The 12,273-nt window shown below is 43.5% G+C and carries 9 protein-coding genes; 1 reads left to right on the top strand and 8 read right to left on the bottom strand.

Features of this window, described 5'->3' with window-relative positions:
• Positions 1-2: 2 nt before the first annotated feature.
• Entirely contained in the window at positions 3-503 is a 501-nt protein-coding gene (locus tag P2W71_RS01665) for a hypothetical protein (protein ID WP_276366179.1), read from the bottom strand.
• A gap of 330 nt (positions 504-833) precedes the next feature.
• Between P2W71_RS01665 and P2W71_RS01660 the strand changes: the two genes are divergently transcribed.
• Positions 834-1,943 (top strand): Fic family protein, encoded by a 1,110-nt coding sequence (locus P2W71_RS01660; RefSeq protein WP_276366176.1) that lies wholly within the window; start codon positions 834-836, stop codon positions 1,941-1,943.
• A gap of 135 nt (positions 1,944-2,078) precedes the next feature.
• Here the strand turns inward: P2W71_RS01660 and P2W71_RS01655 are convergent, their stop codons facing one another.
• Genes P2W71_RS01655 through P2W71_RS01625 form a run of 7 tightly spaced genes read right to left on the bottom strand, consistent with a single transcriptional unit; the run spans position 2,079 to position 12,202 of the window.
• Positions 2,079-2,897, bottom strand: a complete 819-nt coding sequence (locus P2W71_RS01655) for a hypothetical protein (RefSeq protein ID WP_276366172.1) — start codon at positions 2,895-2,897, stop codon at positions 2,079-2,081.
• A 36-nt stretch (positions 2,898-2,933) separates the two neighbouring features.
• The gene (locus tag P2W71_RS01650) at positions 2,934-3,755 is read right to left on the bottom strand and encodes an HNH endonuclease signature motif containing protein (protein WP_276366169.1); all 822 of its coding nucleotides are present in this window, start codon (positions 3,753-3,755) and stop codon (positions 2,934-2,936) included.
• A gap of 32 nt (positions 3,756-3,787) precedes the next feature.
• On the bottom strand, positions 3,788-4,081 hold the full coding sequence (locus P2W71_RS01645; protein ID WP_276366166.1) for a hypothetical protein: 294 nt from the start codon (positions 4,079-4,081) through the stop codon (positions 3,788-3,790).
• A gap of 26 nt (positions 4,082-4,107) precedes the next feature.
• Complete coding sequence (locus tag P2W71_RS01640; RefSeq protein WP_276366163.1) at positions 4,108-4,251, bottom strand: hypothetical protein; 144 nt, start codon at positions 4,249-4,251, stop codon at positions 4,108-4,110.
• Between the two features lie 2 nt (positions 4,252-4,253).
• Complete coding sequence (locus P2W71_RS01635) at positions 4,254-6,329, bottom strand: 3'-5' exonuclease (RefSeq protein WP_276366160.1); 2,076 nt, start codon at positions 6,327-6,329, stop codon at positions 4,254-4,256.
• A complete protein-coding gene (locus P2W71_RS01630) occupies positions 6,329-9,136 on the bottom strand; it encodes a site-specific DNA-methyltransferase (protein ID WP_276366158.1) in 2,808 nt (935 codons plus the stop codon). The genes P2W71_RS01635 and P2W71_RS01630 overlap by 1 nt, the downstream gene beginning before the upstream one ends.
• 15 nt (positions 9,137-9,151) lie before the next feature.
• The gene (locus P2W71_RS01625; RefSeq protein ID WP_276366156.1) at positions 9,152-12,202 is read right to left on the bottom strand and encodes a DEAD/DEAH box helicase family protein; all 3,051 of its coding nucleotides are present in this window, start codon (positions 12,200-12,202) and stop codon (positions 9,152-9,154) included.
• Between the last annotated feature and the right edge of the window lie 71 nt (positions 12,203-12,273).

The following is a 12,273-nucleotide window of genomic DNA, read 5'->3' as shown; positions in this document are numbered from 1 at the left end:
CTCTATTCGCTAGCTCGTTTCTTAAAGGGCTGCTGTCGTATACTATCTGCCGTTGATTTAATTGCCTCTATAAGAGCGATGGCAAAGTAAGAATCATATTTTAGCGTGCAGCTTTCATAGGAATAGCGCCATTTTTCAAAGCCATCACTTATTGTTTTCATTTGATCAATAAACCTCTCGTACGCACTATAGGCTCGACTATGATATTGGATCGAGAACATATTACCCCTGGTCATAAAAGGATTTTTACTAATAGATTTGTGAGTAAAGATTTCTTGTCGAGTCTCTGCTGGTAGCGTTTCAAAAAGTTTATAGACGTCGTGGCCGCGCGGCGCTTTTCCTGTTAGCGCAAAATGAAGATCCTTAAGATAAAGCTCGACCGAAAAAGATAAACATACAATGCCTGGTCCCATAACTGCCATAGTATCACTATTGCTGTTTTTCTCTAACGCATGATAAGCCTTAAAAAAATCGTCCGCTTGAATTCGTATTTGTAAGGACATTGCAATTTATCCCTCTTGTCTAATTGTGCTTGCTTTCCAATTTACAATATCTTTTTCGTGCCATCCAATTGATCTAGTACTAGCCTAGGAGATTTAGGGAGATGTCCTTTCCTTCGACCAATAAATTGACCCTATGAAAAAGGTTTGCCAATATCGTCGCTATAATCGTTTCTCAAATCTCCCTGAAACGGTTGTAGCATCCTTGGGACAAAATCTTTATTCCAACCTCGGCTTGCGGCGATTAAGCCCACTATTCACCGCATAATGTGCGGAAAAAGTTGTTGACAATGCGGTGAATCAATGCTACATTTACCGCATAATGTGCGGCGAATGACTCGTTATATACACCAAATTGCCGAATGGCCCTCTTTCAAATGGGACAAGGAGCACCTTGCCCATTTTCTAGCTGCTGTAAGGCACCGTCAGGGACGACTACTTGGAAGGATGGAAGGTCTGGGATTTTCCCTCCAGGCGGAAGCGGTCTTGCAAACCTTAACCCTCGACGTTCTCAAGTCCAGTGAAATCGAAGGCGAAATACTTAACCCTGATCAAGTTCGATCCTCGATCGCTCGCCGATTGGGCATGGATATTGGCGGTCTGGTTCAGGCTGATCGTAATGTTGAGGGCGTCGTGGAGATGATGCTTGATGCAACCCAGCATTATATTAAAGCGATGTCGGATGAACGCTTATTTGGTTGGCATGCTGCACTTTTTCCTACCGGGCGAAGCAGCATGTATAAAATCACAGTGGGTGCATGGCGAGATAACAGCCATGGGCCGATGCAAGTTGTTTCTGGGCCCTTAGGCTGTGAGCGTGTTCACTTTGAAGCGCCGGGTGCCGACTTGCTTGATCAAGAAATGTCAAAATTTATTGAGTGGTTCAATGGTGATATGAACCTGGACCCGGTTTTAAAGGCTGGTGTCGCACATCTTTGGTTCGTGACGATCCATCCCTTTGACGATGGCAATGGGCGTATAGCCAGAGCGATAACTGATATGCAACTAGCACGAGCCGACAATACACATCAAAGATTTTACAGTATGTCAGCACAAATCCAGCGAGAAAGAAAAGCATATTACGATATGCTTGAGGCAACTCAAAAAGGTACGCTCGATATAACAGCTTGGCTTGAATGGTTTCTTTCTTGCTTAGACCGAGCGCTAAGCAGCACCGAGGAAACACTCGCTGGCGTAATGAAGAAAGCTCATTTCTGGGATAAGCATGCGGTGACACCGTTAAACGAGAGACAAAGGCTGATGCTCAATAAACTTCTGGACGGTTTCGAAGGGAAACTCAATACATCGAAATGGGCGAAGATCACGAAGACTTCATCAGATACTGCGCTTCGTGACATCAACGATCTTGTAGATCAAGGAATCTTAGTTAAGGACTCGTCGGGTGGACGAAGTACAAATTATTTACTTGTCGAAATGCAATAACAATATTTGCCGGTCTTCCTTAATGATGAAATTCATATATTGTCTGGAACGACGAAACGATTAATTACCCTAACTAAACAAAATAATTCGACGCACAAACCATTAATAGCTAAAGGAAGTTCACTGAATAACAGGCTAGTTTTTCAAGAACTTCTCTTCCTTAAAAATTTCAATTATTAGTTCACTCACTTGATCAGCTATCACCCCAAACCCAGCATCCACTAGTTTTCCCTTTAATATTTGCAGCCAATTCTTTTTGCCCAATACATCCACTAGCTTTTTGAGTTCCTCCAATTCATGGATCAAATCGTCATAGGTGATTTGCTGACCGACCTCCATTCTGGATAACCGGTCGCCGAGTTCGTCGATTTTTGCCTTGAGTGTTCGCGACTCATCAGGATTAAACTTATCTTTTGGCTGATACGCCAGGTCTGTTTCCTCAGCATCGATAACTTCGACTCCGCTTAAGGTAATTTCTCCATGAACGCTGTCTTTACTCGCAACCATTTTTATCAGGCCATCATTTTCTAGTGCTTTCGCGATTTGATACAACTCAGTCAAAGTTGCTGTTGGTAAGAAAGGTCGGAGGTCATAAATTTTTCCATCAAATTTCCTTTCGTATAGGCCTTTCAGAATGGCGATTCGCTTTTCTTTGCTCGTTATATTTCTTTCTTGGCGAAATTGTTTTCGTGCCATCCATTGTGCAATTCCGGTTTTTTCTGCCATTACTCCATATGGCGTGAGTTTAATGTAGTTATCGACCTGTCCTAATTGTTCGATCAAATCCAGTGTTAATAATTCTGCCTTGACCATTCCAATTGCGCCTTGATCACTCCAGTCGTTAAACTGGCACTCCCTCGTCAAATGATGGAAATATTCATCTGTGTTTGCCTGGCCTTTTCTGGCAAGAAATTGTAAAAGTTTGTCGCCTATTTCTTTCTGCCTTGGCGTCATATGATTTAAAAGTGAGTTAGTGCATCGGACTGTTAGCTAGTCAAGCCAACTATTTTTCCAATTTAGAAAATCAATTTTTCTATCAAGGTCATATGAAAACAATAATGCATTCACCATGTCAACTATCATTCTGCTGAGATCATCCATAACCCCTCCCCCAGCCATGGTCGAAATGATAGTGCCGCCTGTTCCGCTACCCCCTGGTTCAAGCATAGATCGATGCCATTGAAACCTGGATGATATTAGCTCGCTAAAAAAATGACTTGGTGATTGTTTATTGAAATGCCACTTTGGATAAAATGTTGCAAGCTCGATCAAAACTTCAGAATAAAAATCAATGACAGTATAGCTACCGTTAGTCATTCGGGAATTAACGCCCGAGTCCCACTCAACTTGAGCTATTGTGAGTTGCGCTTTGTGAACAACTATTATTTCGTTGAGATATTTTTCGAGCAATTCCGGATCATCATTAGTAAAATAATCATCACTTACATTCAAATGCTCTTGTTCTAAAAGTGATCGTACGGTTCCCGTCACGCTACGAATTGACGCGATCTCATCAGCTCGTTTTCTCCTTTCTTGTACTCGCTGTATCCAATCATGCCGATAACGCTTGATTTGGTTGGCATCGAGTTTCCGCCCTATACCACCCTTTATTTGACTTTCGGCATGACATTCAAGGCAAAGTACGGCGATGTTCTCAATATTATTATTAGACGGGTCTTCATCGAGGTGGTGCAATTGAATTGTATTCCCACGTATGTTACAGACGCAGCACGTCCTATCTGAAAGGAATTGTATTTCAGTTGCAATCGTCTCCGGAATATTTATTCTCTTCTTGCCCATTGGGTGATTCAACCACGCTAGTTAAAGTCATTTGGAATCCGCATTCATTTAAACCTCATAAAATCAGGATCAAGGTACTTATCATACCCGGTTTTAGCCTGCTCCGTATTGCTCTTCGTACTCTTACCATTAAACCAAATCGAGCGCTTTCCGATATTTTTACCACTCTTGTTTAATACACTTTCTGTACAAAATTCTTCGGAAGATAGTATCCATGTCTTGTCCATCCGTGCTGAATAAAAAACAAAGAAATAGTTGCTTCTTATCTCGTGAGTGATAGCAGCGAAAAGTGCAGCATCTCCAAACTTGACTTCGTCTGAACGTGCTTTTATCTGCACTTCAATAAATGTTCCGTCACGCTTTCTTATACAGCATCAATTCCAAAATCATCAACAAGTGGAACATATAAATCAATGCCTTCCTTTAGCATTCGACCCAAAACGAAATACTCCATTCTCTTTCCAAAGCTGGCGTGATGACGGAATTGAGTTGAGTTCGTTTTAGACATCGTTATTGTTTCAAATCGTCCAGGAATTCGGAGGATGGTTCTACACTAGTGAGTAGAAGCTGATCACGAGCGCGCGTACATGCTACATACAGAAGGTGACGTTCCGTATTATAGACTTCTTCCAGATCTGCGTCGTCTGCAACAGTTTCAATACGTTCCTGAAGGGGGATAACCTCATCATCACAAGCCATCACTACTACAGCTTTGAATTCTAACCCCTTGGCTAGGTGCATCGTGCATATCGGTATCTGTCCACTGATTGCCTCGACGGATTCATCTAAGACTTTATACGGAACACCAGTTTTTCCTATCGCATCAATAGCACGATTGAGCTGATTGGAGGACCGAACAAACACTCCGATCTCATGCGCGAAAACCTCTTCTTGTCGAAGCTTTAAAACCCAGTCACTGACAAATTCTATTTCTTCAGCGCTAGTTGAAAACGTTTTAATTATTGGAGGAGGTCCGTTGAAAACGGAAACGGTATTACTACGTTTCTCAATATTGCCATCGGCATCTGTTACCTCAGGGGAAAGCAAGCGGTCTGATTGCATTCTAATTTGGTGAGATGTTCGATAGTTCACTTTTAAGGTGGTCGATCTTCCACGAACGTCAACGCCGAGGGACTTCCAAGAAAATGGCTGTTGGAAAATACGTTGACCCAGATCCCCTGCGAAAAACAACGCATTTGGATTATTTCTACCAAGAGCTGCCAGGAAACGCAAATGATATACTGTTATATCCTGGGACTCGTCAATGACAGCAAAGTCAAAAGGAGATTTTTGACTTTGAGAAAAGAAGTCGGCAAGTTCATTGAATATTCCAGCATAGGTTATTAATCCATCCTTCTTTAACTGCTGAATAACTTTACTGAAGATTGTCCACAGAATCTGCCGTTGTTGCTCTGGCAGCCTGGTCTTCCTTCCCAACCGTTTGACATCTCGGTAATTCTCCCACGTCGTCAATTGCCACGCATCAACAACTTGTTCCCATTCCGATAAAAAGAATGTCCGACTAAACTTATTAGCCTCTACTTCAGAAGAAGCTTTGCTCAATAACGCGAGTATTTGCTTTCGTGTTACAATTTTTGGTGTTCCGATATTCGCTTTGTAAAGGCGTACTCCAATTTGATCGATTGGAAATATCTCTATTCTTTCCGCAAGAGGCAGTTCGTTAACTACTAACCGACGTAGTTTTACTTTCAGGGAGTTTGCTAAAATTTCGGAGAAGGTCGTTAGTAAGACTCGGGCATCCGGGTTAGCCCGTGCGAGAAACACCGCTCGATGCAGAGCGACTACCGTCTTGCCTGTTCCAGCGGAACCTGAAACACGGGCAGGCCCAGAGAAATTCTTTCCGATCAATTGTCTTTGATCCGGGTGCAAGAATATCGCCCATTTATCCCAAGGAAATTCTAGCGCTCGTTCAAGTTCCTCAAGATTGCTCATCACACGGAATCTGCGGAGAGCATCTGGATGAGTAAATGGATCTTCACCCTTCTCTACCGGTTTCACCACTTGCGGCATTCCGCCTGTTGCCAGTTCAAGCAAAGCTTCACCAGCCTCGTAGGGTAGGTGATCAACAAGTTCTAGCAGTGTATCTTCATTGACATCCCTAACATCGTTCAGCCACTCCGTTGGCACACCGTAGGTAAGAAGTGCTTCATCGGTAAAGTCGGTAAAAAGCTTCTGCTTTACGGCTGACGTTTTTATTTCTTCTTGAACGTAAACAGGGACAAAGACTTCCTTAACAGTCTCCCTAATTTCGACTAACTGGGCAGCACCTGTTTTAGGATGAACTTCCAATTTTCGGCGTTCAGCCCAGTCGTAAGCTTTGTCGTGATGATCTACATAACAAATCAACAGACTGGATTCGCTTTTGTGGACAATTATTCGAATATCCCGATTGACTCGAACGGACCAGAAATTTTTGTCTTTTGCTTTATCCAGCTTGTGAAAACTCATTCCTGGATTGGCTGGATTAAGTTGCAGATCAAAAACCGTGATTTTCACAGCCTTTTGCTCGTCCGTTGTAAGACGAGCAAGACTATCTGTGAACGTATCGGCTATACGAAATTCCATCAGTCGATCTTAAACACTTTCATCACTTCATCACCGAGGTGATTGATAACTTTAACGGCAATGCGACCAGTTTTTGGTTTAGGGAATGGTCTCGAGATGTCACTGTTAAGGGACTCCCATGCTTCATGATTGATCTCAGCCTTCAAGGTAGACTTCAAAGCACTGTATGGATCATTCGCACCAAGGAAGTATGCATGACGCACAAAAAAACTTTCTTCATTATAGTCAGTGTCGATAAACCAGCAAGCTATCCCTTCTGAATTATCGCTTCGAACTTTACCTGTATTTGGATCGAAGACATCGACGCCGTTTACCTTAATTTGGATATGATCATCTTTTGCTTTGATAATGTTAATATCGGGCTCACCAAAGATGACAAAAAGATTTCCTTTACCTGTGTTTTTAAGATCATCGGCCATATGAAGATCGGCGTTCATTCGTGCCTTAAGCACCGGAATCCTTCCAAGTTTGTTAAATTCAGTTGTATGCGCCTCATAGTTGAATGCACAAGAAATTAATACATCGAAACCAGCGTCGCCAGCTTCTCTAGCGGCGGACACGAGATCTGCTCGAAGCACAGTTCCGAATTCCGGGCCGATGAATATAGCAGCCCTTCTTTCTTTGTCGCCTTCAAGGTATCTTCCTTCACCACAAACTAAATCTCCAGGCCAGGCTACAACTGATGAAAAAGCGATTTTGTCTTCTTTATGAGCTTGTTGGACACCAGCTGTCTTAAGGTTTTCAAGCACCATATTTGCAAAACTGTCGCGGTCGCTACCAGCCATCACATTTTGCTTTAGCGGATCAATTAATTCGTCGTTCTCATCAACACCAAGTGTTCGATGGGGTGATAAACTTTCTACTGTGAACGGTCCGGCAACACGAGCTTTCTTTTTGTCCTCGTAAGGCCTATCAAATAAATACTCAAACTCTGCCTTTGCTGCAATTGACGCATCAATCTCCTTCTGTCGGGTAATTCTGGCCTTCCACCATTCGTCGTGCAATTTCTTTGCTTCAACGGACCATTTCTCACTTGGCTCCCTCGGAATTTCCCAATCGTGCCAACTCTGTTTCAACGTCTTGTTGAGCATTGCTCGTATGGGTTCAAGTTTGTCTTGCCACTTACCCCAAATCACCTCGATCTCAGAATTATTAGCAATTGACTTTAATGTGATATGCGGCACACGTTCATAGATAAATCCATGTCGAATATTACCATGGACGCTTTGCGAACTCGGCGTGCTACGAGTTAGCTCGGCCTCCTTGACTTGACCTTCCTTAGAATCGGCCAAAATGTAGAATGGATAGCGAGCTCCCATAATCCTAGTCCGTGCCAACGCTAATGCCACTCGCGAAGTATCAACCGTTATCCATCGCCGTCCCCACTGTTCTGCAACCGTGGCGGTTGTCCCAGAACCACAGGTAGGGTCAAGAACTAAGTCACCCGGATCAGTCGCCATAAGTATGCATCTTTGGACTATACTTGTTGCCGTCTGAACAACATACACTTTTGGATCATTTCTTGTTTGAATTCCGCCTGATACGTCATCCCAGTTGTTTGTTGTAGAGAGAGCCCCAAAGTCATCAAAGTTCTTTCTGAAACGAATTTTTGAGGACGTCTTTAATATTCTATCTGCGAGTTGAACTCGGTTCATTCCGGTTTGGGAAGTTCGCCACCCACCCGCGGTTGGTTTATATCCTCGACCATGATGGATAACTTCAAACAGAGTGGTTGAGGAAGCAGAACGTGACGTCAATCCTTGATCCGTGAAGAAGTGTCCTCCATTTTCTATTATCTGACTAAGCTCACTTTCAGATAGTTTTGATACTTCGTGTACTCTCATATCATCATCAAGTATCTTAGAATAACGCGTCGCACCCGCCTCACCTCTTTCAAGAAGTTTATATAGCTGCTTGCATTTTCCACTCGCGGCTTCTCGATCCTTGGCATACCATACGATATAATTGTTTACATTCTCAACGAATTGCGAACCCAAACCAACGGAAGTAGGATATGAGATTAGAGAGATCGCATTGCTCTCGCCAAATATCTCATCCATTAGCGTTCTAACACGATGGACATTCTCATCACCAATTTGTACAAAAATAGAACCTGAATCAGTCAACAAATCTCGCGCAACTGTCATGCGATCACGCAAGTAGGTTAGGTAGGAATGAATACCGTCGCGCCATGTATCTCTAAACGCTTTAACCTGCTCAGGCTCCCGTGTAATATGATTTGTATTCCCATCCTTTACGTCACGACTAGTTGTACTCCATTGGAAATTACTATTGAATTTAATCCCGTAAGGTGGATCAAAATAAATACACTGAACCTTTCCTCTTAATCCTTCGCGCTCGGCCAAACTTGCCATGACCTGTAAGGAATCGCCCAAGATCATTCTATTCGACCAATTCTGATCATGCTGATAGAATTCCGTCCTATCAACGCCTTTGGGGATACCATTGAAATCAGAAAAAAGATCGGCCATGATTTGGCCCGACATATATTCTTGCTCCTTCGTTTGTCGCAGCAAATCATCGATCAACACCTTCGGATGAATTTTCTCTTGAATATAAAGCGGTGGAGCATGGACGACTAGCTCACTCCAGTCTTGCTCATCCTTGCCACGCCACACTAATTGAGGATCAAGATCTCTATTTCTGCGTTCATAAGAGACCCGTATAGGATCTTGTTCTTCCTTTTGAAGAACAGATTGATATTCGGCAGTGGGGATATTTTTGCGTTTAGCCTCATCGTGCTTCAATGCTTCGACAGTTTTCGCAACTGGTGTTTTTTTTGCCATAACTTCCTCAGGTTCTTACTTTGCTAACACTGACTCAATCATTTTATTGAATTCCTGCTCCACCTTTTGATTAAAGTCGGCCTGAATTTGATACACTTCCGTAAACTCTGCAAAGGCCCAACGTCCATGCTGTCTGCTGTAATTCACGCCCGGTATCCAGTAACTATCCATTGTTGATTTTTTCTCTTTCGCATCTTCGCGGCGATAACCCTTGATTTCGACAATTAAATGCAGGAGATTGCTGTCTCCATAACCATCATCTACCAATACGATAAAGTCCGGTCGATACTTTCGCATTTCTGATCCAAAGCGATACGGCACTTCAAGGCCCAAGTTGTGGTTCTTGACATAGGCTTTTACACGAGGATGAGATTCAGCGACACGACAGAACTCGCCTTCCCAGTCGCTATCCAAGATCACCCAATTTATATGGCACCTACGCGAATCTGTCTCCCAACGATCTGTTTTGGACGTATTGAAATTTACATGCATTGTGGAGCCAATTGGGTTGTAAGGGTCCAGCAGCACTTTCATCGGGCGTTCGCCAGCAAATGCCTTGGTGATTCCTGCTGTGATTCTTTCACACGCCATGTCAGCAAGCATTTTATATTTTAGCTGCGCCGGATATGTCCCACCTTTGCAAACTAGATAACCATCGAGCCACTGTCGTGCAATACGTTTCAACTGGCCAAACAAATATAGTTTTGGCTCTTCGCCTTGATCACGGAATTTGGTTAACACTAGATGTGAGACGAGTTCATACAAAACTTGAGATGGTCTAACATCACCGGTATGAACTAAATTCAAATCAACTTTATCGCCGATGATACCGGAATTTTGAGTTTCAGTTGCACCGACTAGATCAGGTGTCAGCTCCATAACCGAGTCTTCATTGAATTCTGCTGTAAGCCTTTCTTCAGGTAATTCTACTCTGTAGCCAACGACACGAGGAAAGCGAATTTCAAGTGCATTTCGCTCCGGCTTGATTGCCTTGACTTGGATCGTTTCACGCGGCGGTTGTGGTGGCGCTACGACCGGCTTCGCAGTAAAGTCAAACGGAATGCCTAACACATCTGCGTATTCGACGTTAAACAATCCATCCTCATTAAGATCGTAGGACTGACGACGTAGAGCGCGACCAATAACCTGTTCGCACAAAAGTTGAGTGCCAAATGCCCGAACTCCTAGGACGTGCGTTACAGTGTTTGCATCCCATCCTTCAGTCAACATGGACACGGATACAACACAGCGGATTGAACCTCCTAATCGTCCATGACGTCCAACAGTATTCATCACTTCTCGAAGAAGATCTTGATCCGTTAAATTTTCTGCTTGTCTGGCATCACCAGTCCGTTCAATAATTTCACGACGGAAACGATCGATCTCGTCTGCCGCCATACCCCTGAAATTATCGTCCAAGGCTTCGCCAGATTCCAACTGTTCGCTATCAATAAGAAGTGTATTTGGCCTTGCGTAAGGATTTCCATTCTCGTCAAAGTTCCGGAATAATTCGAGTCGCCCATTTACAAAACTTTCTGAGCCGTCTTCATTCTTTCGAACAAAGCCTGATATATAATCGTAGACGAGTTTCGAAGTGGCTGTGTTATTGCAAACAATAATAAAACATGGCGGAACTTTGATTCCAGCCTTGTGCCAAAGCTGATAGGTTTTTTCGTAGTGCCCGTACAACGCTTCAAGTGCCGTTTGCAACTGTGGAGGAAGGCTTAAGGGATCGAGTTCTTGTCCTTTCCCTCGTCCCTTCTTCGGCATTTTAGTTCTAATATGTTCCCAGAGATTACGGAACATCGGCATTTCAGAACCCGGAATATTGTCTGCAACCGGCACGCGTGGTAGTTTAACAATTCCGCACTCAATTGCATCCATTAAGGAAAAGTCGCTCATTGTCCAAGGGAACAATGTACCTTCTGCATAACCGGACCCTCGAAGAAAAAACGGTGTGGCCGAAAGATCAATAACACGAGCGACACCTAAATTTCGACTAACTGCTTCGATACCCGAAATCCATAATCTTGCCGCTTCTCGGTTTTTTTCAGCCTCTTTCTTGTCATCACCCTTCAGGTCTTCATCCTCTTCTTCAGCTCCTGGCTTTTCTCTATAGCAGTGATGCGCTTCATCATTAATGACCAAGACGTTCTTTAGTCCCATCAAATCCGGCATGACGCGTTGTATCATCTGTCCTTCGGTTTCAAGCGTATTTAGTTCCTCTCCACGACCTTGTAGAAGTGATCGTCCACCTTTTGAAAGCTCAATCTTCTCTCGGAGCTTAAAGGAATGGTAGTTTGTAATGACAATCTTTGCCCGTTGCAAGTCGTCAATCATATCGCTCGGTACCAGCTCGCGACTCGAATAGTAGCTGTCCGGGTCATTAGGCTGGAGCACACGTAAACGATCCTTAATAGTCAGACCAGGCGCAACGATTAAAAAGCCACGCGTAAATTTTTGACTTTGGGGCCGTCTTACAGCATTAATTGTTTGCCATGCGATTAGCATAGCCATGACCGTTGTTTTACCCGCCCCTGTGGCAAGCTTAAGAGCAAGCCTCATTAAGCCAGGGTTGGCATCATTATTAGCATTAGCAAGATGTTCAATTAGGTTCTTTCCAGTTTTGCCAGAACTGGGTGCCACTTCGGTTAGCCAGATAGCCGTCTCGACAGCTTCCACTTGGCAGAAAAATGGTCTGATACTGCTAAAGTTATGACTGCGCCAATGCTGTAATAGTCGTGCCGTTTCTGGTGTAACATTCCAGTCATTCGGATTAGGCAGACTCCGCCATTTGGAAACCTCCTGGCGTAACAGGTTTATAATCGATGTTGGATCGTATTGTTGGTCCTTCGTGGAAAGCCCCTTACCCTCATCGAATATCAATTGCTCTTGAGCCGTGTTCTTACGCTTACGAGGTTTAGGGATAGGTGTAATGAATTCTGCTGCGCGACGTTTCTCTAAGATCTTCTGCGTAGGCTGACCATGCTCATCCAGTTCCCAATGACGTGCAGGAAATTCATAAGGCGAGTTTAGAATCGGTCTTTCAAAAAAGAGATTAGTCATAACGTAACGTGTGCCCAAAATGAAATTGAATCCGCAAATTAAATTTTAGCCTATTATTTACAACCATTTAA

The organism is Chryseolinea sp. H1M3-3 (genome assembly GCF_029360725.1).
Lineage (GTDB): Bacteria > Bacteroidota > Bacteroidia > Cytophagales > Cyclobacteriaceae > Chryseolinea.
This window is presented reverse-complemented; position numbering and strand designations above follow the sequence as displayed.